Source organism: Oceanibaculum nanhaiense (assembly GCF_002148795.1).
Lineage (GTDB): Bacteria > Pseudomonadota > Alphaproteobacteria > Oceanibaculales > Oceanibaculaceae > Oceanibaculum > Oceanibaculum nanhaiense.
In genome coordinates this window covers 69,349-91,141 of the sequence record NZ_MPOB01000012.1, presented here as the reverse complement: position 1 = coordinate 91,141, position 21,793 = coordinate 69,349, and the positions used below count along the sequence as shown (strand labels likewise).

At 65.1% G+C, this 21,793-nt stretch carries 18 protein-coding genes; 10 read left to right on the top strand and 8 right to left on the bottom strand.

The genetic code is table 11. The features are described from left to right. Nucleotides 1–1,228 (bottom strand): M81 family metallopeptidase (locus BKM74_RS16715; RefSeq protein WP_245825977.1); only part of this gene is annotated, 1,228 nt, incomplete at its 3' end. Nucleotides 1,229–1,251: 23 nt separating this feature from the next. Continuing rightward, a complete protein-coding gene (locus BKM74_RS16710; protein ID WP_086466847.1) occupies nucleotides 1,252–2,784 on the bottom strand; it encodes a M81 family metallopeptidase in 1,533 nt (510 codons plus the stop codon). A 244-nt stretch (nucleotides 2,785–3,028) separates the two neighbouring features. Here BKM74_RS16710 and BKM74_RS16705 point away from each other — a divergent pair, with 244 nt between their 5' ends. Together BKM74_RS16705 and BKM74_RS16700 are read left to right on the top strand one after the other, a co-directional pair. After that, on the top strand, nucleotides 3,029–4,627 hold the full coding sequence (locus tag BKM74_RS16705) for an ABC transporter substrate-binding protein (protein WP_245825976.1): 1,599 nt from the start codon (nucleotides 3,029–3,031) through the stop codon (nucleotides 4,625–4,627). An 87-nt stretch (nucleotides 4,628–4,714) separates the two neighbouring features. Then, a complete protein-coding gene (locus BKM74_RS16700) occupies nucleotides 4,715–5,656 on the top strand; it encodes an ABC transporter permease (protein WP_086466845.1) in 942 nt (313 codons plus the stop codon). A gap of 24 nt (nucleotides 5,657–5,680) precedes the next feature. On the opposite strand, the gene cuyA is transcribed toward BKM74_RS16700, so the two are convergent. Then, on the bottom strand, nucleotides 5,681–6,706 hold the full coding sequence (gene cuyA, locus BKM74_RS16695; protein ID WP_086466844.1) for a D-cysteate sulfo-lyase: 1,026 nt from the start codon (nucleotides 6,704–6,706) through the stop codon (nucleotides 5,681–5,683). Next, nucleotides 6,703–7,470, bottom strand: coding sequence for a cysteate racemase (gene cuyB, locus BKM74_RS16690; RefSeq protein WP_086466843.1), 768 nt, complete (start codon nucleotides 7,468–7,470; stop codon nucleotides 6,703–6,705). Before cuyB ends, cuyA begins: the two co-directional genes overlap by 4 nt. Before the next feature lie 188 nt (nucleotides 7,471–7,658). On the opposite strand from cuyB, the gene BKM74_RS16685 reads away from it, so the two are divergent. Continuing rightward, on the top strand, nucleotides 7,659–8,918 hold the full coding sequence (locus tag BKM74_RS16685) for an MFS transporter (RefSeq protein WP_086466842.1): 1,260 nt from the start codon (nucleotides 7,659–7,661) through the stop codon (nucleotides 8,916–8,918). On the opposite strand, the gene BKM74_RS16680 is transcribed toward BKM74_RS16685, so the two are convergent. After that, a complete protein-coding gene (locus BKM74_RS16680; protein ID WP_086466841.1) occupies nucleotides 8,905–9,594 on the bottom strand; it encodes an RraA family protein in 690 nt (229 codons plus the stop codon). The two genes, BKM74_RS16685 and BKM74_RS16680, sit on opposite strands and share 14 nt — an antisense overlap. A 122-nt stretch (nucleotides 9,595–9,716) precedes the next feature. Between BKM74_RS16680 and BKM74_RS16675 the strand changes: the two genes are divergently transcribed. The 7 genes from BKM74_RS16675 to BKM74_RS16645 all read left to right on the top strand — a co-directional run bounded on the left by BKM74_RS16675 (nucleotide 9,717) and on the right by BKM74_RS16645 (nucleotide 17,292). Continuing rightward, a complete protein-coding gene (locus BKM74_RS16675) occupies nucleotides 9,717–10,592 on the top strand; it encodes an MBL fold metallo-hydrolase (protein ID WP_086466840.1) in 876 nt (291 codons plus the stop codon). Between the two features lie 118 nt (nucleotides 10,593–10,710). Then, nucleotides 10,711–11,007: a hypothetical protein gene (locus BKM74_RS16670; protein ID WP_140056115.1), complete on the top strand. Its 297-nt coding sequence runs from the start codon at nucleotides 10,711–10,713 to the stop codon at nucleotides 11,005–11,007. Between the two features lie 12 nt (nucleotides 11,008–11,019). Further along, nucleotides 11,020–12,480: a methyl-accepting chemotaxis protein gene (locus BKM74_RS16665; RefSeq protein ID WP_086466838.1), complete on the top strand. Its 1,461-nt coding sequence runs from the start codon at nucleotides 11,020–11,022 to the stop codon at nucleotides 12,478–12,480. A gap of 113 nt (nucleotides 12,481–12,593) precedes the next feature. Beyond that, nucleotides 12,594–13,340: an EAL domain-containing protein gene (locus BKM74_RS16660; RefSeq protein ID WP_176342585.1), complete on the top strand. Its 747-nt coding sequence runs from the start codon at nucleotides 12,594–12,596 to the stop codon at nucleotides 13,338–13,340. 95 nt (nucleotides 13,341–13,435) lie between these two features. Then, the gene (locus tag BKM74_RS16655; protein ID WP_086466836.1) at nucleotides 13,436–13,675 is read left to right on the top strand and encodes a YdcH family protein; all 240 of its coding nucleotides are present in this window, start codon (nucleotides 13,436–13,438) and stop codon (nucleotides 13,673–13,675) included. Between the two features lie 100 nt (nucleotides 13,676–13,775). After that, nucleotides 13,776–14,813, top strand: a complete 1,038-nt coding sequence (locus BKM74_RS16650; protein ID WP_086466835.1) for a P1 family peptidase — start codon at nucleotides 13,776–13,778, stop codon at nucleotides 14,811–14,813. A 127-nt stretch (nucleotides 14,814–14,940) separates the two neighbouring features. Beyond that, complete coding sequence (locus tag BKM74_RS16645; protein WP_086466834.1) at nucleotides 14,941–17,292, top strand: xanthine dehydrogenase family protein molybdopterin-binding subunit; 2,352 nt, start codon at nucleotides 14,941–14,943, stop codon at nucleotides 17,290–17,292. 6 nt (nucleotides 17,293–17,298) lie between these two features. On the opposite strand, the gene BKM74_RS19145 is transcribed toward BKM74_RS16645, so the two are convergent. From BKM74_RS19145 to BKM74_RS16630, 3 genes are read right to left on the bottom strand one after another with little or no spacing between them, the layout of a single operon-like run. Next, nucleotides 17,299–18,432 carry a xanthine dehydrogenase family Fe-S subunit gene (locus BKM74_RS19145; protein WP_086466833.1) on the bottom strand — a complete coding sequence of 378 codons (1,134 nt, stop codon included), beginning with the start codon at nucleotides 18,430–18,432 and terminating at the stop codon, nucleotides 17,299–17,301. Beyond that, nucleotides 18,429–19,220, bottom strand: a complete 792-nt coding sequence (locus tag BKM74_RS16635) for an FAD binding domain-containing protein (RefSeq protein ID WP_086466832.1) — start codon at nucleotides 19,218–19,220, stop codon at nucleotides 18,429–18,431. Before BKM74_RS16635 ends, BKM74_RS19145 begins: the two co-directional genes overlap by 4 nt. After that, a complete protein-coding gene (locus tag BKM74_RS16630) occupies nucleotides 19,217–21,592 on the bottom strand; it encodes a xanthine dehydrogenase family protein molybdopterin-binding subunit (RefSeq protein WP_176342584.1) in 2,376 nt (791 codons plus the stop codon). The genes BKM74_RS16635 and BKM74_RS16630 overlap by 4 nt, the downstream gene beginning before the upstream one ends. Nucleotides 21,593–21,793: the final 201 nt, after the last annotated feature.

The following is a 21,793-nucleotide window of genomic DNA, read 5'->3' as shown; positions in this document are numbered from 1 at the left end:
CACCCGCGACTGTCGCCCCGGTCGCCTGCCTGCCATGGCCCAGCGCGTAGGAGATGACCAGCAGAGTGGTCGGGCCGAAGCTCTGCCGGCAGTCGCGGGCCAGCGCCGTCACCTCGACCATGGCATCGATGGGCTGGCCGGAGGTCGGGCCGATCTTGCCGCCGAAGCGCAGGGGGAAGGTCGCCCCCAGACCGGCATCGAAGCAGAGCCGCACCGCCAGCGGGTCCCAGATCGGGCCGACGGCGGCATCCTGGGCGTCCTTCGCGATCAGCTCCCGCAGGATACTGGTATTATCCGATGGGGCGCCGCCGCCGGCATTGTCTGCCGGATCGGCCATGACCACGGGCGACACGTTGGACTCGATGCTTTGCTGCACACCGGAGGCAATCGAGTGATATTCCGGCATGGTCTTGCCGCGCATCGAGACGAATTCCTCGCCCAGCCTCGTCGCCAGCGCATCGGCCTTCGCCTTGTCGCCGTCCGCCACCACCAGGATGCGGCCGGTCAGTTCCGGCACGTCGCCATAGGGGAAGCAGTGCGCAGCGGAGACCGAGAGGATGCCGTCCTTGCCTTCAAGGCCGAACATGCGGTCCACGAAGCCGCGCATCAGCGGCAGGGTGGTGGGATAGCTGCTGATCTGCCGGCAGTCATAGACCGACATCACCGGCTTCACTTCGCCGCGGATGGTGCGCAGCACGAGGTCGAGCAGGTCTTCCGCGCGGTCCTGCACGTCGGTATGCGGGAATTCCTTGTACAGAATGACGATGTCGGCGTTTTTCATCCGCTTCAGCGTCAGGTGGCAGTGCGGGTCAAGCTCCACGCCGATCACGCAGTCCGGCCCGACGATGGCGCGGGCGCGTTCCAGAATGTCACCCTCCACATCGTCATAGCCATGCGCGACCATCGCGCCATGCAGGCCGAACAGCACGCCGTCCAGCGGCAGCGCCGCCTTCAGCTGGTCCAGCACCTCGTCGCGCATAAACTCATAGGCGTCGCGGTTCACCGTGCCGGCGGGGCTGGCGGCAAAGCAGCTGCCCTCGATCAGCGTATAGCCCTCCTGCTTCGCGCGCTTGCGGGCAACGAACAGAGGGGCCGTGCACATGCGTGGCGCATCGTCGGGATGTTCGCCGGGGCGCAGCCAGACGCTCTCCTTGAACGCGTCGAGGCTGGTCGGCAGCGGCGAGAAAGTGTTGGTCTCGGTGGCGATGGTCGCGGAGAACAGACGCATTTCGGGCTCCTCAGGCGGCGGCATCAGGCGGCGGGTGGGGTCCAGCTTGTCTGCTCGTCCAGCGGATAGACCGGGCGCGGCAGGCGGGTCCAGTTGAAGTTATGCAGTGCCGGCGAGGTCAGGCCGGGGCAATCCACCTCGTAGATCCGGTCCGGCGTGAAGAACTCGTCGAAGCCGGCGCGGAAATGGCCGCGACTCTTCACCACCAGGCAGCGCACCTTCGACAGATCGACGCCGAACAGCTCCAGCTGCATCGGCTCCAGGCATTGCTGGCGGTTGGTGATGACCACGATCTGCACGCCGCCGACCTGCAGCAGCGCCGCCGGCCCCAGATCGCAGGCCATGTCCTGATACATGCCGCGCCGCCCGACGAACGGGCCATCCGCCAGCGCCAGCACTTCCGTCTCGGCGGTGAAGACCTGCGAGAATTCGTTGCCCTCCTTTGAATTGAAGGTCGCGGTGAAGCGCGCACCCTTGCCCAGCCTATGCGCCTCGGCGGCCAGTGCGGGATCGAAGAACACGCCCAGCGCCGCGCCCTGTGCCCCCGCCTCGACCAGCGCCTTCAGGATGTAGATCGTATTGCCGCGCCCGCCGCCGCCCGGATTGTCGGCGACATCAGCCAGCAGCACCGGCTCGCGCGCGCCCTTCCCGGCCGCGACGGCCAGCGCCACGGCCTCGGACAGTGGGGTCATGGGCTTCTTGAAGCGATCGCGCATTGCCCAGACCTTCTGCGCGATGTCGAGCGCCAGCGCCCGCGCCGCCGCGCGGTTGCCGTTGCGCGCCGTCACCACGGGCGTGAAGCCGTTCTTCGGGCAGTCGGAAAAGGCGAAGCCGGCCATGACGGAGACATTCATGATGTCGCCGCCGACCTTGCTCTGACCGTAGGCGATCATCTCGCCATAGGGATTGCCCGGCGCGGTCAGCAGCGCGATGGAGGGCGGCACCAACGGCAGCTTCACCATCTCGATGGCGGTCTTGCCCCCCGCCAGCAGCTCGCGCAGATGTTTGGCCGCCTCGACGCCACGGTCGTAAATATCGGTGTGCGGATTCTTCAGATAGCCGACAAAAACCGACACATTATCAATCATCTTGCGCGAAATATTCGCGTGCAGATCGAACACGGCGGCAATCGGTAGATCGGGACCGACCACGCCGCGGATCGCCTCGAACAGATCGCCATCCGGATCGTCACTACCGGTCGCCAGCGCCGCGCCGTGCGAGGAAATGAAGATGCCGTCCAGCGGCCCGGCCTTGCGCAGCCCGTCGAGGATATCGGCCATGAGTTCCTCGAAATAAGCCTGATCGACCGGTCCGCCCGGCTGCGCCAGCGCGACGCGCAGCGGCACCGGCGTCCAGGGGCCGGTGCGGTCCATCTCCGCGAAGAAACCCGGCAGGTCCGGCAGGGTGATGGAATTCTCCGAACGCGCCTGACGGACGATCTCCTCGCCACTGATGTCGGTATCCTCCGCGAAATCCGCCGCCGTCGAGACCGGGGAGAAGCGGTTGCACTCGATGGCGAATCCCAGAAGGGCGATACGCGGGTTTTCTGACGGCACGGGCTGGCTTCCTTGAAGAGGCGGGCGTGGGCGAGGCGGGCTTAAGACGGGCTGGCAGGCCGGAGAAACCGGCCGCCGACAATTTCATTATGCAAACCCGCGTCTTGGAAGACGTCAACGAACCTATTCGCAGGGCTGCCTTCTATTTTGTTGCGCCCCCAATTTCAGGGCAGCATAGTAAATTAGTCATTTAGACAAACAAGTCAGCAAAATATCCGTGAACAGGGATCTGGAGGGGATGGCGATGACACGATCTTCCTTTAAACGCGTTCTTTTGGGCGGTGCCTCGGCCCTGCTCCTGGCCGGCGTGGCCATTCTGCCTGCCAAGGCGGAGTCGGTCCTGCGTGCCTCGATGCATGCCGATGTGCGCACGCTCGACCCGCACTGGACGACCCAGACCATCGCCGGCATCCACGGCATGATGATCTATGACACACTGTTCGGCGTGGACGAGAATCTGGTGCCGCACCCCCAGATGGTCGGCGACTACACGGTCAGCGACGATGGCATGAACTACAGCTTCACGCTGCGCGACGGGCTGAAATGGCATGACGGATCGCCGGTCACCACCAAGGACGTGATCGCCTCGCTGAAGCGCTGGGGCGGCAAGGACCAGGCGGCGCGGGCAATGATGAACTACGTCACCGCGCTGGAGGCGGTGGACGACAAGACCTTCAAGATGGTCCTGTCGAAGCCCTATGGTCTGGTGCTCGATACGCTGGGCAAGACCGGCACCATGGTGCCGGTCATCATGCGTGCGCAGGACGCCAGCACAGAAGGCAACAATCAGGTGACCGAGGCGGTCGGCTCCGGCCCCTTCATGATGCTGAAGGATGAGTGGGTGCCAGGCAGCAAGACGGTCTATGCCAAGAACCCGAACTATGTGCCGCGCACCGAGAAGCCGTCGGTGTTCTCCGGCGCCAAGATCCCGAAGGTCGACAAGATCGAGCTGCTGTGGATCTCCGACGCGCAGACCAAGATGCAGGCGCTGGTCGCCGGCGAGATTGACTTCCTGGAACAGCCCTCGATCGACTTCCTGCCGATCCTGTCATCGACCCCCGGCATCAAGGTCATCAATACCGGCAAGGTCGATAGCCACTGGGGCACGATCCGCATCAACCATCTGCATCCGCCCTTCGACAAGCCGGAAGCGCGGCAGGCCATGTATCACGTGGTCAAGCAGCTGGACTTCCTGCAGACCATTGTCGGCGACGAGAAATATTACCGCGAATGCTACAGCTTCATCACCTGCGGCACGCCCTATTCGGATGATAGCGGCAAGGAGATGATCGCCGACTATAATCCGAAGAAGGCGCTCGAGAAGCTGAAGGCCGCCGGCTACAACAACGAGCCGATCTATGTGCTGGCCGCGACCGACCATCACACCATCACCCCGGCCGCGCAGGTGCTGCTGACCAGCATGCGCGAATCCGGCATCAACGTGAATGCGGTCTCCATCGACTGGGGTTCCGTGGTCGCCCGCCGCACCAAGCGCGAAAAGCCGGAAGATGGCGGCTGGAACATGTTCGTCACCACCTCGTCGGGTGTCGGTTCGCTGAATCCGGCGCTGAATACCTGGCTGGGCGCGGGCTGCGATAAGGCCAATATCGGCTGGCCCTGCGACGAGGAGCTGGAGCGGCTGCGCGGCGAGTTCGCCTTCGCCAAGACCGTGGATGAGCGCAAGGCAATGGCGAAGAAGATCCAGGAGCGCGCCGCCTATGTCGTGCCCTATATCAGCTTCGGCCAGTGGACCCAGCCGCTCGCCTACCGGTCCGACAAGATCGACGGCATCGTTCCGGTCACCGGCCTGACGGTGTTCTGGAACATCGAGAAGAAGGGCTAACCCCCTTCCCCGCCCTTCCGGCGGCTGCCTTCGCAAGGTGGCCGCCGGAATTTCCTTTCTTGCTCCGGTACCGTTCGGAAATCAGGAATGACCGCCTATCTCGTCCGCCGGCTGTTCGCCACCATCCCGGTCATGGCCGTGGTGGCCGTTTTCGTGTTCATGCTGCTGCGTCTGGCGCCGGGCGACCCGGCCGCGCTGATTGCCGGCGATGACGCGACAACCGCCGATATCGAAGCGATCCGCGCCAAGCTGGGCCTCGACCTGCCGATCTGGGAGCAGTTCATCCTGTGGCTCGCCAACATCCTGCAGGGCGATCTGGGTGTCTCGATCTTCTCCAACCTGCCGGTCACCACGCTGATCGCGCAGCGTCTGGAGCCGACGCTGATGCTGATGCTGGCCACGCTGTTCGTGGCCGTCACGCTGGCGATCCCGCTGGGCGTGCTGGCTGCCTGGAAGGCCCGCACCCTCATTGACCGGCTGGTCATGGTGATCTCGGTGCTGGGCTTCGCCATACCGGTATTCCTGGCCGGCTATGTGCTGATCTACGTGTTTTCGATCCAGCTGCGCTGGCTGCCGGTGCAGGGCTACAAGCCGCTGGCCGACGGGCTGTGGCCGTGCATCCAGACCCTGATCCTGCCGGCCGTTGCACTGGGCACCACCTACATGGCGCTGATCGCGCGCATCACCCGCGCCTCGATGCTGGACGTGCTGGCGCAGGATTATATCCGCACCGCCAACGCCAAGGGGCTGGCGACCCAGCGCGTGCTGCTGCTGCATGCGCTGAAGAACGCCTCGGTGCCCATCGTCACCGTGATCGGCATCGGCATCGCGCTGCTGATCAGCGGCGTCGTCATCACCGAAACGGTGTTCAACATCCCCGGTCTCGGGCGGCTGACCGTCGATGCGGTGCTGAAGCGCGACTACCCCATCGTGCAGGGGCTGATCCTGGTGTTCGCCGCGACCAAGGTGCTGATCAACCTGGCGATCGACATGTCCTACGCCTTCCTCGACCCGCGCATCCGGTATTAGCGCGGGCCGGGAAGCGCAATCGCCTCAGGCGATGCCGGGCCGGTCGGCCAGCGTCTCATCGAAGGCACCGGTATAGCCGAACAGCCCGACCGAGCCACCGGTGTGCAGGAACACAACGTTCTCTCCCATCTTGAACTGGCCCTTGCGGATCAGGTCGATCAGGCCGGCCATGCCCTTGCCGGAATAGACCGGGTCGAGAATGATGCCCTCGGTCTCCGCGGTCAGCCGTAGCGCCTCCAGCATGCCCTCGGTCGGGATGCCATAGCCCTGCCCGACATAGTCGGCATTGGCCTTCACCGACTGGCGCTTGATTTCGCCTGGAATACCGAGATGCGCCGCCGTCTTTTCGACCAGCGCGAAGACGTTCTCCTCCTGCTTTTCCTTCGGCGCGCGCACCGAGATGCCGAGCACCGGAATGCCGGAGCGGATCGCCTCAAGCCCGGTCACCAGACCGGCCTGGGTACCAGCGCTGCCGGTCGCATGCACCAGATGGTCGATGCGCAGCCCCATCTCGTTGGCCTGCGCCACCAGCTCGATGGCGCAATTCACATAACCAAGCGCGCCGATCGGGTTGGAGCCGCCGCCAGGGATGATGTAGGGCTTCTTCCCCGCCGCCTTCAGCTCCTCCGCCTTCGTCGCCATTGCCGCGTTCATGTCGGTACCGCCGGGGCAGTCCGACAGATAGGCACCGAACAGCCGGTCGAGGAAGACATTGCCGGATTTCAGATATTCGCCCGGCGCCTCGTCGATGCGGTGCTCCAGGATGATGTGGCATCCCATGCCCAGATTCGCCGCGGCGGCGGCGGTCTGGCGCGCATGATTGGACTGCACGGCGCCCTGGGTGATGATGGTGTTCGCCCCCTGCGCCAGCGCGTCGGCCATCAGATATTCCAGCTTGCGCGTCTTGTTGCCGCCCGAGGCGAGACCGGTGCAATCGTCGCGCTTGATCCAGAGGTTGGGGCCGCCGAGATGCTTTGACAGCTGCTCCATCGGCTCCAGCGGCGTCGGCAGATGGGCGAAGCGATGTCGGGGAAAGCGGGCGAGGTTCATGCGGCGGTTCCTGTCGTTTTCTTGTTATCGGTAAAGGCGGGAAGCGGCTGCAGCCGCTTGGCGATTCTGACCGTGAGATCGGCCAGGGCAAGGGAGGAATCGATGAAGGGCAGCGAAAGATCGCCCGCATCGAGCACCAAGGGCACCTCGGTACAGCCGGCGACGATGGCATCCGCCCCCTGCTCCGCCAGCCCTCCGGCGAGGCCGCGCATGGCAGCACGGAGATCGCCCTCGCGCTCGCCCGCCTTGATCCGGTACAGCAACTCCATGAACCGGGCCTGCGCCGCATCGTCGAAACCGATGGGGCAATAGCCCGCGCGTTCCAGCGCAGTTTCGTACAGCCGCGCCGCACGGGTGCCCTCGGTCGCCAGCACGCCGACCGTGCGGGCTTTCGGCGCCTGTGTGCGCAGCGCCTCCAGCGTGGCATCGAGGATGGAGAGGAACGGCAGGCCGGTCGCCGCCCGGATATCGGCTTCCCAGTAATGCGCGGTGTTGCAGGCCATCACCAGCAGGTCGGCCCCGGCGGCGTCGAGACGGCGGGCCATCGCCGCGAGATCGGGCGCCGGAGACGGGCCGGTGCCGGCCACCGCGCGGTTGCGGTTCGGCACCTTGGGATTGCAATCGACCAGCAGGTGCAGATGGTCCTGGTCGGTCACGGCGCCGGTCAGCGCCGTGGTGCGTTCCAGCAGCTTTGCCATGAAGTCCAGTGTCGCCTCGGGGCCCAGCCCGCCCAGCACGCCGACCACCCTGTCGGTCTTATCCATCCGCATCTCTCCCTTGGCACCACTCTCTGGCGGCTTTCAGGGACTATACACGCCGGCCCGAAGCGTGGGCACCCGCCATCGCCTAAACTTCGATCCGATAGTAACGCAGGGCCGATACGCGCAGGCTGTTGCTGCGCGCGCCGACTTTCCGGCTAAACTGAAGAAAATAAGGGCAGACCGGAGCTTCCATGACAGACCCTCACGCCATTCCGGTCCGCGCGACGATGACGCTGCTGCCGATGCTGGCAGCGATCACCATCGTCAGCCAGTTCTTCCGCACCTCGCTGGGGGTGATCGCGCCGGAGCTGATCCAGGATCTCTCGCTCTCGCCGGCGATCCTCGGCCTCGCCAATGGCAGTTTCTACATCGCCCTGTTCGTGGCGCAGATCCCGGTCGGCATCCTATTCGACCGCATCGGCACGCGGCGCACCGTCGCCTGGCTGACCGGCATCGCGGTTGCCGGCGCGCTGCTGCATGCGGTGGCGCGCAATGGCGAGGAACTGGTGGCCGCGCGCCTGCTGCTGGGCCTCGGTTGTGGCGGCAGCTTCATGGGGGCGGTTATGCTGTCCTCGCGCTGGTATGGCGGCGACCGGCTGAGCATGGTGCTGAGCTGGGTGTTCTCGCTCAGCCAGATCGGCACGCTGCTGGCCGCCACGCCACTCGCCGCCTCCGCCGATCTGTTCGGCTGGCGCTGGACCTTCGCCGGCACGGCTATCGTCACCGGCGTGACAGGCGCGGTGTTCTATCTGCTGGTCCGCGACGACCCGCCGGGCCGCCCGGCCTCGCCGCCAAGCAAGGAAGGGCTGGGCGATATAATGCGCGGCCTGATGGCGGTCTGGAAGACGCCGCATCTCAGCCGCATCCTCGCCGTCCATACCTTCGCCTATGCCAGTCAATCGACCGTGCTGGGCCTGTGGGGCGGCCCTTACCTGCATGACATCCATGGGCTGGATGGCGTCGGGCGCGGCAATGTGCTGCTGGCGATGGGGGCGGCGCAGATCGCCGGCATCCTGAGTTTCGGGCCGCTGGACCGGCTGTTCAACACGCGCAAATGGCTGGTCGCAGCGGGATCGGCCTGCACCATCTCCGTGCTGCTGGCGCTGGCCCTGCTGAAAGCCCCGCCGGCCTGGCTGGCCATCGGTCTGCTGGTGCTGCTGTGCTTCGTGACCACCTACTCGCTGGTCATCGTCGCACACGGCCGCAGCCTGTTCCCGGATCACCTGGCCGGGCGCGGCATTACCACGGTGAACCTCGCGCAGGTGTTCGGCTGCGCCTTCCTGCCGGTGGCGACCGGCGCCATCGTAAACGCCTTCCCCAATAGCGGGGCCGGTTATGCCGAGGATGCCTACCGCCTTGCCTTCGGTTTCATCGCGCTGTGCCTGGCGCTGGGCTGCGTTTGGTATCTGGGCGGCCCGGATTCGAAGCCGCGGCGGATCACTCTTCAGTGAACCCCCGGGCCTTCAGCATCTCATCCACCCAGCGCCGGTCCCAGGCACCGGCTTCGATCTGCCGCAGGGTTTCCGCCTCCTTCGCCTGCTGTGCCTCGGCCAGGTCGAGAATGGCCTTGGCCTCCGCTCGCGGCACCGCCAGCACACCATCGGCATCGCCAATGACGATATCGCCGGCATGGATCACCATGCCGCCAATACTGACCGGAACGCCGATTTCCCCCGGCCCGTCCTTGTAGGGGCCGCGATGGGTGACGCCGGTGGCGAAGATCGGGAAGCTGCCGGTGCGGAAGGCGTCCAGATCGCGGATCGCGCCGTTGATCACAAAGCCGGCTACCCCGCGCACCTGCGCATGGCGGGCGATCAGTTCGCCGACCACGGCGCTGGTGGTATCGCCGCCGGCATCGACGACGATCACGTCGCCCGGTTCCGCCACATCGATGGCCTTGTGGATCACCAGATTATCCCCCGGCCTTGTCAGAACGGTCAGCGCCGTCCCGGCCAGCCCGCCGCCGCTCCCGCCTTCACAGGCATGCATGGGCCTTAGATCGGCGCCGCCGGCGAACATGCGGTTCATATTGTCGCTGACGATGGCGACCGGCACTGCCGCGAAACGCTCGACCAGCGCACGCTCGGCGCGGACATGGCCGCGCACCCATCTGAAGCCAACCGGCATGATCTCCCTCCCCCTGTTGCTTTCCGGCAAACGCTACATCAGCGAAAGCCGCCAAGAAACCTGCTTGTCGCGCCGAGGCTTTCCCCGAACAATGCCGAAAAATCACCAGAGGAACGACCATTATGCAGCTCACCCTTCTCGGCACCGGATGCCCGGTCGTCAGCCTGGAACGCTATGGCCCGGCACAGCTTGTCCGCACCGCCGACGCCGCCATTCTGGTCGATTGCGGTTCCGGCGTGACGCAGCGGCTGGTGGCCGCCGGCTGCCCCGGCAAGCTGCTGGATGCGGTGCTGCTGACACATCTGCATTCCGACCATCTGGTCGACCTCTACCAGCTCATCATCTCCTCCTGGCATCAGGGGCGCGAACGACCGCAGCGCGTCTTCGGGCCGAAGGGTACACGGCGCTACGTCGAGGGGCTGATGGCGCTGTGGGAGCCGGAACGGCGGCAACGCATCGCCCATGAGGCACGGCCTTCCACCATTGGCCTCGAGGTCGAGGTGACGGAAATCACCGATGGCTGGACGGAGCACTTCGGCAGCCTGCGGGCCACCGGCTTCGCCGTCGATCACCGGCCGGTCAAGCATGCCTTCGGCTTCGCCTTCGAGAGCGGGGGCAAGAAGCTCGTCCTATCCGGCGACACCCGCCCCTGCCCGGCCCTGGAAGCGCAGGCGAAGGATGCTGACCTGTTGGTGAACGAGGTGTTCATTCACCGCGAGATGCCGGTGATCGCGGGCGTACGCTCCGCCGAGACGGTGGCGAATGTCGGCGCCTATCACACGCTGTCCACTGAGGTCGGCAAGATGGCGCAGCGGGCCGGTGCGAAGCGGCTGGCGCTGACGCATTTCGTTCCCCCCGCCTGTGACCGCGCCGCCTTGCTGGCGGAAGTCCGTGCCGATTATGCCGGCCCGGTGATTATCGGCGAGGATCTGATGCGCTTCGACCTCGCGGACGGCACACTGACCTATGGCCAGGCAACGCTGTCGCTGCCTTCGTAAAGCGATAGGAATTTTAGACACTTATTACATTAAGGCTTTCTCAATATCTCGTTGGCATACTCCCGGCTGTACCGGCTGTTGATCCAAATCAAGGCAACCGGCGTAGAAGGCGGTAAGTATGTATGCGCAAATGAGAAATCTCCTCCCTGCCTTGGCCCTCACCCTTGCCGGCACTGCCGCCATCGGATGGATGGCGCTTGCCCCGAAGGAAGGGGGCAATGTTGCTGTGCTTTTCCCGCCGGGCATGGAGCGGAATGAGATGATCCTGCGCGTATCGCAGGCTGGCTGGCTGCCGGTTTCCTATTTGAACGGAAACGCCATGCTCGCCGCCCCCTCGAACACTTCGCGTTCGCTTGTTGCGAACGGCGCCCTGCTGGTCCTGGACGCTGCCGGCGCACGCGGCTGCACTCTTTAGGGAAACAGAGACATGAACGACCTGATCGCGCTTCGCCGGAACATGGCGAAGTTCTCGCTTGCTCTGCTGTGGGCGCATCTGCCGCTGATGCTTGTCGTCGGTTACGGCGTGGGCCTGCCCAACACCGTTACCGCCAGCGGCATCATCGCCGGCGCGGCGCTCATCGCCACGCTGGCCTCGATCCGCGATCTCGCCCATGCCAGTGCCCGCTACACCATCGGCGTGGCGCTGGTCATCATCGTCTCGGCCTTCGTCTATGCCTTCGCCGGCCATCCCTGGCAGATCGACCTGCATATGTATTATTTCGCCGGCCTCGCCATCATCGCCGGTTTCTGCTGCTGGCCGACCATCCTGCTGACCGCCGGCGTGGTGGCCGTGCATCATCTGCTGCTGAACTTCGTGCTGCCCGCCGCCGTCTTCCCGGATGGCGGGAGCCTGACGCGTGTCATCCTGCATGCGGTAATCGTGGTGCTGGAAACCGGCGTGCTGGTCTGGCTGACGAGCAATCTCGTAAAGGCCCTCTTCACCTCGGAAAGCGCCGTGAATACCGCCAAGGAGGCACAGGCCGAGACCGAACGCCTGGCGGTCGCCCGCGAGCGCGACCAGGCCGAGGGAGAGGCCCAGCGCCGCGAAGAGCTGCTGCGCATCGCCAGTGAATTCGAACAGGGCGTGGGCCGCATCGCGGCAAGCCTGAAACAGGCTTCCGACAAGGCCCGGACCGAGGCGGACCGGCTGGCGGAAACCGCCGCCTCAACGCAGAGCGAGACCGATGAGGCCGCCGGGTCCGCCGAAGAAGCCGCCAATGGCGTGCAGAGCGTGGCCACCGCCTCGGAAGAGCTGAGCGCCTCGATCAACGAGATCAGCCGTCAGGTCAACCAGGCGACACAACTGACCGACTCCGCCGGCGAGGATGCCAAGACCGCGAGCAAGACAGTCGAGGATCTGGCACAGAGCGCCGAGCAGATCGGTGCTGTGCTGTTGCTGATCCAGGAGATTGCCGAGCAGACCAACCTGCTGGCGCTGAACGCCACCATCGAGGCGGCCCGGGCCGGTGAGGCCGGCAAGGGGTTTGCCGTTGTGGCATCGGAAGTGAAGGCGCTGGCCGGCCAGACCGCCCAGGCGACCGATAATATCCGCAAGCAGATCGGCGAAATCCAGGGGGCGACCAGGCTGGCCGTTCAGGCCATCGGCCAGGTGACCGGCGCGGTGTCGAACATCGACGGTGTGACCTCTACCATCGCCTCCGCGGTGCATGAGCAGAGCGCCGCGACCAGCGAGATCTCCGGGGCCGCGCAGATGGTGGCGCAGAGCGTCTCCAACACCGCCACCAACATCCAGCATCTGCAATCCTCGGCCAGCCGCACCAATGCGGTGTCGATGAGCATGCAGGATGTCGCCGTTGGCCTGCGCGATGAAGTCGGCAAACTGGAGCAGGGAATCGCCGGCTTCCTGAGCAATCTGCGCCGCGCCTGATTGCATGCTTTGCGAGAAAGCGGCGCCGGGAGGTTTCCCCGCAAGGGGTTGCAATCGACCGGCCCCACTTTTACCTGTTCGAACACGAAACAGTTCCAATTACGGCGTTTGAAATGTCCATCACTTGTCAGGGCTGCCGCACGCAGCCTGAGAGTTCTTTCGATTTCACGATGGCCTTCCAGCCGATCCTGGATGCAAGGCGGCAGGAGATTTATGCCCACGAGGCGCTGGTGCGAGGCGTGAACGGCGAGTCTGCGGGGAAAATCCTGGGTCAGGTCACCGAGGAAAACCGCTATTGGTTCGACCAGCAATGCCGGGTGAGGGCTATTGAGCTTGCCGCCGATCTTGGCCTGCAGCAGCGCCTGTCGATCAACTTCCTGCCCAACGCGGTCTATGAACCGGCCGCCTGCATCCGCATGACCGTGGAAACCGCGCGGCGGGTCGGACTGCCGCTCGACCGGATCATTTTCGAAGTGACCGAGGGCGAACAGGTCGTGGATCACGACAAGCTGATCGCCATCATCCGCGCCTACAAGGAATTCGGCCTGCTGACCGCCATCGACGATTTCGGCGCCGGCTATTCCGGCCTCAACCTGTTGGCCGATTTTCAGCCGGACATCATCAAGCTGGATATGGCGCTTACCCGAAACATCGACAGCGACCGGGTGCGCCGTTCCATCGTCGCCGGCATCCTGACGGTCTGCCGCGAACTCGACATCATGGTGATCGCCGAGGGCGTCGAAACCGAAGCGGAGTATGCAACATTGCGGGAACTGGGCGTGACGTATTTCCAAGGCTACCTGTTCGCCAGGCCGGCCTTCAGGGATTTCGCGCGGGAGATAAATTTTCCGGCGGGATGAGGCGGGCTTTGACATAGATCATAGCCTCGCCACAGTGCGTCGCTAGGCTTGCTTCATTGCCGTTAAACGGCCCAACAAAAAAGCCCGGAGCCATCATGTCCCATGTCCCGCACGAACTCGCCGAGGAATTCCCGGAATTCAAGGACAAGATTCACACGCTGAAGCAGGAAAGCGCGCATTTCGCGAAGCTCAGCGACGAATATCACGAGGTGAATCGGACCATCCACCGCATGCAGGAACGCATCGAGCCGGTCTCGGAGGATGTCGAGGAAGAGATGCGCCGGAAGCGCCTCGCCCTGAAGGACGAGATCGCGGCCATTCTGAAAAGCGCCTGAACAAACAGGCACAGACCGGCAAAGGGGGCACACGCCCCCTTTTCTTTTGCCGCCGCCTGGCCGATGGTTTCCCGCCTCTTCCCATGGGACACCAGCAACAATGACTCATCCGTACCGCGCCCGAGACCTCGGCATCGCACCCGGAACCCTGCCGACCGGCCCGCTGAACGCGATCACCGATGTGGCCGGCGTGCGCGTCGGCCATGTCACGGTCAGTGAGGGCGAGCGCATCCGCACCGGGGTGACGGCGATCCTGCCGCATGATGGCAATCCGTTTCAGGACAAGGTTCCGGCCGGCCTTGCTGTGTTCAATGGCTTTGGCAAGCTGGCAGGCACCACGCAGCTTGTCGAACTGGGCGAGATCGAGACGCCGATCCTGCTGACCAACACGCTGGCCGTCGGCCGCGCCATCGAGGCGGTGAACCGCTGGACCCTGGCGCAGAAGGGCAATGAACGCGTCGCCTCGCTGAATGCCGTGGTGGGCGAGACCAACGACAGCCGTCTGAACGATATCCGCCAGCCCTTCCCCACAGTGGAGCAGATGCTGCAGGCCATCGAGAGCGCCTCTGACGGCCCGGTCGCCGAGGGTGCGGTCGGGGCTGGAGCCGGCACAATCGCCTTCGGCCACAAGGGCGGAATCGGCACCAGTTCCCGCGTCCTGCCGGAAAAGCAGGGCGGCTATACGGTCGGTGTCCTGGTGCAATCGAACTATGGCGGCGACCTGCGGCTGGATGGGCAAAGCGTAAAAGATATCAAAACACTAAAGGCCGATGTTGACGGTTCCATCATGATGATTCTGGCGACCGATGCGCCGCTGTCCGACCGCAATTTACGACGTCTCGCCATGCGCTGCCATGGCGGGCTGGCGCGCACCGGTGCTGCGCTGAGCAACGGTTCGGGCGATTACGCCATCGCCTTCTCAACAGCACCGGAGGTGCGCCGGACGCCAGAACGGCGGTCCGCCGCCAGCCCGATACTTGAATTGCCGAACGACAAGGTCTCGCCGCTGTTCCTCGCCGCCATCGAAGCGACCGAGGAAGCCATCCTCAATTCGATGCTGATGGCCGAAACCGTAGCGGGATGGGATACGCCGAATGCGAAGCCGAACAGGGTGAAGGCCTTGCGGCTGCGCCCCTGAGAACCAGATTCGAACCAGCTTCCTGTTCCATGCAATGCGGCGTGGCGTCATTAACGGGTGACGAAGGGCTGTCCGGTCGGTCTATCATGCCGCCAAATCGAGAAACCCCATCGGGAGAATACGGACCATGAACCTGCCCCTGGGCACGCGACAGGATGATGTGGCCATCGGCCGCTCGGCGAAGCGCAAGGAAGACCCGCAGCTGCTGCGCGGCGAAGGCCGCTACAGCGACGATATCCGACTGCCCGGCCAGCTCCATGCCGTCATGGTGCGCAGCCAGCACGCGCACGGCACGATCCTGTCCATCGATGCGGACGACGCCAGGGCGATGCCGGGGGTGCTGGGCGTCTATACCGGCAAGGATCTGGAGGCGGCGGGATTTGGCGGGCTGAAATGCCTGGTGAACATCCCCTCGCGCGATGGCGGCGGCATAAAGCAGACACCGCGCCCGGCACTGGCCATGGACAAGGTGCGCTATCTGGGCGACCCCGTCGCCTTCGTGGTGGCGGAGACGCCGGCGCAGGCCCGCGATGCCGCCGAGGCCGTCTATCTCGACATCGACCCGCTGCCGGCGGTGACCGATGCCAAGGCCGCGCTGGAAGCCGGCGCGCCGCTTCTCTATGACGAAGTGCCCGGCAATCTGGCGCTCGACTTCCACTATGGCGACATGGACAGGGTGGAGGCGGCTTTCGCCTCCGCCGCCCATGTCACCAGCATGGATCTGGTGAACAGCCGCATCGTGGTGAATGCGATGGAGCCGCGCTCGGCGCTTGCGGATTACGATACGGCGGAAGGCAAGTGGACTCTCTATGCGGGCAGCCAGGGTGCCTTCCCCCTGCGCAACCAGATCGCCAAGGACATCCTGAAGGTTGATCCGGACAAGCTGCGTATCGTCACCGGCAATGTCGGCGGCTCCTTCGGCATGAAGGCGGCGGCCTATCCGGAATATCCCTGCCTGCTGTTCGCCGCGCGGGAACTGGGCCGGCCGGTGAAATGGACCGCCGACCGCTCCGAGAGCTTCCTGTCCGACCAGCATGGCCGCGACCATATCGTCACCGCCGCGCTGGCGCTGGACAAGGAAGGCCGGTTCCTGGCGCTGAAGATCGACGTGGCGGCCAATCTCGGCGCCTATATCTCCTCGGTCGGCCCGCTGCCGGGCAGCATGAATATCGTGAAGAATTCGGTCAGCCTGTACAAATTCCCGCTGATCGAGGTGAACAGCCGCTGCGTGCTGACCAACACCACGCCGATCGGTGCCTATCGCGGCGCCGGACGCCCGGAATCCAATTATTTCGTCGAGCGGCTGATCGACACCGCCGCCGCCGAAATGGGGCTGGACAAGCTGAATCTCCGCCGGCTGAACCACATTCAGCCGGACGAGATGCCCTATCAGGCGGCATCCGGCAACAGCTACGACAGCGGCGAATTCACAGCACTGCTCGACAAGACGCTGGAGGTTTCCGACTGGCAGGGCTTTGCCGCCCGCAAGGCCGAGTCGGAGACGCGCGGCAAGCTGCGCGGCATCGGCATCGGCGATTATCTCGAAGTGACCGCCCCGCCGGCCAAGGAGATGGGCGGCATCCGCTTCGAGGCCGATGGCGGCGTGACCATCATCACCGGCACGATGGATTACGGTCAGGGCCACGCCACGCCCTTCGCACAGGTAATGGCGCAGAAGCTGAGCATCCCGTTCGAGAAGATTGGCCTGCTGCAGGGCGACAGCGACCAGCTGATCGCCGGCGGCGGCACCGGCGGCTCGAAATCGCTGATGGCCAGCGGTGCTGCGATCCTGGAGGCCGCCGATCTGGTGATCGAGAAGGGTCGCGAGATCGCCGCCGCGGCGCTGGAGGCCGCCCCCGCCGATATCGAATTCGCCGATGGCCACTTCACCATTGCCGGCACCGACCGATCGGTCTCGATCATGGAGCTGTCCGGCAAGCTGCAGCGCAAGGAAATCCCGCTGGGTGGCGCGCCGGACAGTCTTGATGTCAGCCATATCTACGATTCGGCGCCCTCGGCCTTTCCCAATGGCTGCCATGTCGCGGAAGTCGAGATCGACCCGGAGACCGGCGTGGTCGAGGTGGTGAAATACACCGCCGTCAATGATTTCGGCACGGTGGTGAACCCGATGCTGGTCGAAGGCCAGGTGCATGGCGGCGTGGCGCAGGGCCTCGGCCAGATCCTGATGGAAACCACCGTCTATGATGAAGGTGGCCAGCTGCTGAACGGCTCCTTCATGGATTACGCCATGCCGCGCGCCGACAATATGCCGGACATCACGCAGGCCTACCATTCGGTGCCGGCGACGACGAATCCGCTGGGGGCGAAGGGCTGCGGCGAGGCCGGCTGTGCCGGCTCCATGCCGTCGATCATGAATGCCATCGTCGATGCGCTGTCGCCCTACGGGATCAGGCACATCGACATGCCGGCGACGCCCTACCGGGTCTGGCAGGCGATTCAGACGGCCAAGGCCGCCTGAGTCACCTTAGCCGCCGAACAGCCGTCGCACCCGGTCGCGCAGCACCTGCCAGATCAGGCTGGCGAGGTTCAGTTCCGCCTTCGCGGGCGATTGGGCCTCGCCACCGGTCAGCATGGCGGTAAGGTTGGCGGCGAAGGTCTCCGTCATGCGCCGGGCAAAGTCGGTTACCAGCGCGGAGCGACCGAACTGTGCCAGCGGGCCGGTCAGCTTGTAGCGGACCTCGACATCGATGCGCGTGCCCACGCCATCCGCCAGCACCGTATAGGCGATCTCGCCGGTGGCCGAAGAGCCGCCCCTGGTATCGCGCCCCCTGCCCTTCACCGTGCCGGTACGGCTGGAATCGTCGCGGGCCATCTCGCCCTCGCCGGCGAAGCTGGCCTTGATCGGCCCGAAGCTGACGGTCAGCGCCCCCGTTACACGATCACCTTCCACCGTATCGACCGACGCCCCCGGCAGGCAGCCGGCCATGCGGCAGATATCGCCCAGCGCCGCCCAGACCTGGTCGGCCGGGGCCGGCACCGTGACCTGCTGCTTCAGGACCGAGAAACCATCGCCGGCCATGCTGAAATCCATCGCTGCCGGTTTCGCGGCCTCCGCCACCGGGGTTGCCTCCACCGTCTTCGCGGCGACGGCGTTCTGACGTGCCTCGAAATTCCAGTTTTGGGCTACCGCAGTCTTTCCGGCGGCCACCTGCCGGATCGCCCCGACAATGCCGACATAGCCGGTGCAGCGGCAGATATTCCCCGACAGCTCGCGCCGGATCGTCTCCTCATCGACATCGCCCAGCCGGGTGACGATATCGCGCGCCGTCACCAGCATTCCCGGCGTGCAATAGCCGCATTGCAGGGCGTGATGGGCGGAGAAGGCCTCACGCAGTTCGGTCATTACCGGATCGTCGTCAAAGCCTTCGACGGTGCGGATCTCGTCGCCATTGCAGGACACCGCGAAGGTCAGGCAGGAACGCTGCGGCTTGCCGTCGATCAGCACGGTACAGGCGCCGCACACGCCCTGCTCGCAGCCCAGATGCGTGCCGGTCAGGCCCAGCGGTCCGCGCAGGAATTCGGCCAGATGCGTACGCGGTTCCGCTATACCGCTGACCTTGCGGCCATTGACGGTCAGTTCGATGGAATGAGTAGTCATTGCCGAGCCTCCGCAAGGGCTTCAAGGGCGCGGCGGACGGCAATCTTGTGCAGCTGCCGCGCCGAGGGCGGCCGCTCGGACAGCCGGGCATCGATCTCGGCGGCGGCGGCATCGGCATCGCGGGCTTCCAGCAGCAGCGGCGTGACTTCCACCGCACCGCAGACCAGCCGGAACACGCCGCGATCCGGGTCGCTGACCACCGCGCCGATGGCCTTGGCGAATTCCCCGGTCTTGCGGCATATCTTATAATAGCCCCAGCGCGCCGAGGGCGACAGGCGCGGCACCGACACGCCGGTGATCAGCTCGCCGGCCTCCAGCACCGTGGTGAAGCCGCCCAGCATGAAACGCTCGACCGGCCAGGCGGCCTCGCCCTTCGCCCCGCGCACGATCACCCGCGCATCCAGCGCCATCAGCGAAGACACCCAGTCCGCCGCCGGATCGGCATGGGCGAGGCTGCCGCCGATGGTGCCGCGGTTGCGCACCGCGCGATAAGCGATGCCGCCCGCGACATGGCGCAGCATGCCATTGGTGGCATCGGGCACCGCTCCATCCTCGAAAGCCGCATGCGGCAGGGCGGCACCATAGCGGATGGCATCATCCGTCTCCGACACCGCCAGCAAATCCGGCTGGCGACGGATATCGACCAGCGATGCCGGCCGAGCGAGGCGCAGATTCAGCATCGGCGTCAGCGACTGGCCGCCGGCGATGGGCTTGGCATCACCCGACAGGGCTTGCAGCGCAGCAGCCAGATCGGCGGGGTTTGTATAGTCGAAGGCGGCGGGCTTCATTCTGCGGCCTGTTTCGGTTGCGCGGCGAAAATGGCGTCGAGGATACGTTCCGGCGTGGCCGGTATCTGGCCGATTTCGGCCCCCAGTTCCTGCAAGGCATCGTTGATCGCGTTCACGATGGCCCCGGCGGGCGCAATCGCCCCGCCCTCGCCCACGCCCTTGATGCCGTGCGCCGAATAGGGCGACAGCGTCTCCATATGGCCGATGCGGAAACCGGGCAGCTCGGTCGGACCGGGCAGCAGATAGTCGATCAGCGTCGAGGCCAGCGGCTGGCCCGAGGAATCATAGGGGCTTTCCTCGAACAGCGCCGTACCGATGCCCTGCGCCGCGCCGCCATAGGCCTGACCCTCGACGATCATCGGGTTCACCATCTGCCCGCAATCCTCGACGATCACGTAATCCAAGATTTCCACCATGCCGGTTTCGGGATCGACGGCGACCAGCGCCGCATGCGTGGCATAGGAGAACACGCCGCTATCGACATCCGGCTTGTAGCCCTGCGTGACTTCCAGCCCGTTGGTGTCGATATCGTCCGGCAGTGTCTCGGGCCGCAGATACCAGGCCTTGCCGATATCGGCGAAGGACAGGCTGGCCTCACCGGCATGGATGCGCCCCTGCCGGAAGTCCACATCCTCCGGCTTACATTGCATCAGATGAGCAGCCAGCCGCTTCACCCGCCCGGCCAGCTCGGTCGCCGATTTCGACACCGCGCCGCCAGCCATGACCATGCCGCGCGAGGCATAGGCGCCTGTCGAATAGGGCGTGCTGGCGGTGTCGCCCAGCTTCACCGCGATATCCTTCAGCGGGATGCCCAGCGCCTGATTGGCGACCTGCGCCAGCGTGGTTTCCAGCCCCTGGCCGATGGTGTGGATGCCGGCGCGCACTTCCAGCGTGCCATCGGCCAGCAGCTTCACCGTCGCCTGCTCGAAACCCGGGACCAGCGGCAGGCCCCAGGCGGCGAACACCTTGGTACCGTGCGCCGACTGCTCGGTATAGGTGGAGAAGCCGACGCCGATGCGCCTGCCATCCGGCTCGCGACCCTTCTGGCGTTCGCGGATCGCGGCCAGGCCGATCATCTCCCGCGCCTTGGCCAGGCTGCCGGGATAATCGCCGGAATCGTAATGCTTGTTGGTCACGTTGGTGTAGGGCATCTGCGCCGCCTGCACCAGATTTTCGGCCCGCACATCCGCCGGGTCGCGGCCCACGGCGCGGGCAATCGCGTCGATGGTCAGCTCGATGGCAAAGCACACGCCGGGCCGCGCCACGCCGCGATAGGGCGCGAAGGGCGGCTTGTTGGTCGCCACCGAATATGTCCGCGCCCGATAGGCCCGGAAATCATAGGGGCCGGGCAGATTGCCGCCGGCCTGCGCCGCCTCCAGACAGGCCGAAAACGGCCAGACTGAATAGGCGCCGATATCGACATTGATCTCCGCATCCAGCCCCAGCAGCCGGCCACGCTCGTCGGCATAGGCGGTGACCTTGTAGTGATGCTGGCGGGCATTGGCCCCGGCCGTCAGATGCTCGCGCCGGTCCTCGACCCAGCGATAAGCACCTTTATGCGTCATGGCGAGCCAGGCGACCGCCACCTCCTCCGGCTGCAGCAGGCATTTATAGCCGAAGCCGCCACCGACATCGGGTGGGCTGACGCGGACGCGCGACTGGTCGAGGCCCAGGCACTCCGACAGGCCGGTGCGGATCAGATGCGGCACCTGGGTCGAGGTGATGACAACCAGCTGGTCGGCCTGGAAATCCCAGTAGGCGACGAGGCCCTTGCCCTCCATCGGATGCATGCATTGCCGGGCGGTCCTGTATTCCCGCACCACCTTCACCGGCGCGGTCTTCGCCACCTCCTCGATGCCGCTGTCGAAATCGGTGACAAGGCAGAGATTGTCGCCCCATTCCTCATGCACCAGCGGGGCGTCCTTCGCCTTGCCCTGCTCGCTTTCGGTAACCGCCGGCAGTTCGTCGAAATCGACGGCGACCAGCTCCGCCAGGTCCTCCGCCTCGGCCCGGCTGGGGGCGACGCACAGCGCGATGCCCTCACCGACATAGCGCACCTTCTCATGCGCCAGCGGATAATAGGAGGACAGTTTGTAGCCCGGCAGGCTGGACCGGGTGATGATCGGGGTGACCGCCGCCGCCATATCGGACCAGAAGAACACCTGATCCTCCCGCCCCTGCGGCTTGGCGAGGCTGCGGATATGGGCATGCGCCACCGGGCTGCGCAGGAAGGCAACCTCCAGCATGCCGGGCATCTGGATGTCGCCGACGAAGCGCCCGCGCCCCATCAGATGGCGGGCATCCTCCTTGCGCCGGACACGCGCGCCGATGCCCTCACCCTCAACTGTCCCCTCAACTGTCGAAGCCGCCATCCTGTCATCCGCCTCAGCGTTATAATTATGCAGGTATGCTGACTTTTATTGGGGAGGCTGTCAATCGAGCGGCACCCTGTCGCAGCCGGCTTTTATAATAGCCAAATCAAGGATAACGCCGCATTATCGGCAGTAGGAATCGATATCAGGCAAATAAATCGGCATCCGAAAATCCAAAGGAATGCCGCCTATCAGGAGTAG

Bases quoted from the DNA above. Each gene is read 5' to 3' on its own strand.
- cuyA (WP_086466844.1), bottom strand. From the start codon at position 6,706: ATGAACCTCGCCCGCTTTCCCCGACATCGCTTCGCCCATCTGCCGACG.
- BKM74_RS16680 (WP_086466841.1), bottom strand. From the start codon at position 9,594: ATGCCGGTTGGCTTCAGATGGGTGCGCGGCCATGTCCGCGCCGAGCGT.
- BKM74_RS16660 (WP_176342585.1), top strand. From the start codon at position 12,594: ATGTCCATCACTTGTCAGGGCTGCCGCACGCAGCCTGAGAGTTCTTTC.
- BKM74_RS19145 (WP_086466833.1), bottom strand. From the start codon at position 18,432: ATGACTACTCATTCCATCGAACTGACCGTCAATGGCCGCAAGGTCAGC.
- BKM74_RS16700 (WP_086466845.1), top strand. From the start codon at position 4,715: ATGACCGCCTATCTCGTCCGCCGGCTGTTCGCCACCATCCCGGTCATG.
- BKM74_RS16650 (WP_086466835.1), top strand. From the start codon at position 13,776: ATGACTCATCCGTACCGCGCCCGAGACCTCGGCATCGCACCCGGAACC.
- BKM74_RS16675 (WP_086466840.1), top strand. From the start codon at position 9,717: ATGCAGCTCACCCTTCTCGGCACCGGATGCCCGGTCGTCAGCCTGGAA.
- BKM74_RS16665 (WP_086466838.1), top strand. From the start codon at position 11,020: ATGAACGACCTGATCGCGCTTCGCCGGAACATGGCGAAGTTCTCGCTT.
- BKM74_RS16670 (WP_140056115.1), top strand. From the start codon at position 10,711: ATGTATGCGCAAATGAGAAATCTCCTCCCTGCCTTGGCCCTCACCCTT.
- BKM74_RS16635 (WP_086466832.1), bottom strand. From the start codon at position 19,220: ATGAAGCCCGCCGCCTTCGACTATACAAACCCCGCCGATCTGGCTGCT.
- BKM74_RS16705 (WP_245825976.1), top strand. From the start codon at position 3,029: ATGACACGATCTTCCTTTAAACGCGTTCTTTTGGGCGGTGCCTCGGCC.
- BKM74_RS16655 (WP_086466836.1), top strand. From the start codon at position 13,436: ATGTCCCATGTCCCGCACGAACTCGCCGAGGAATTCCCGGAATTCAAG.
- BKM74_RS16630 (WP_176342584.1), bottom strand. From the start codon at position 21,592: ATGGCGGCTTCGACAGTTGAGGGGACAGTTGAGGGTGAGGGCATCGGC.
- BKM74_RS16685 (WP_086466842.1), top strand. From the start codon at position 7,659: ATGACAGACCCTCACGCCATTCCGGTCCGCGCGACGATGACGCTGCTG.
- BKM74_RS16645 (WP_086466834.1), top strand. From the start codon at position 14,941: ATGAACCTGCCCCTGGGCACGCGACAGGATGATGTGGCCATCGGCCGC.
- cuyB (WP_086466843.1), bottom strand. From the start codon at position 7,470: ATGGATAAGACCGACAGGGTGGTCGGCGTGCTGGGCGGGCTGGGCCCC.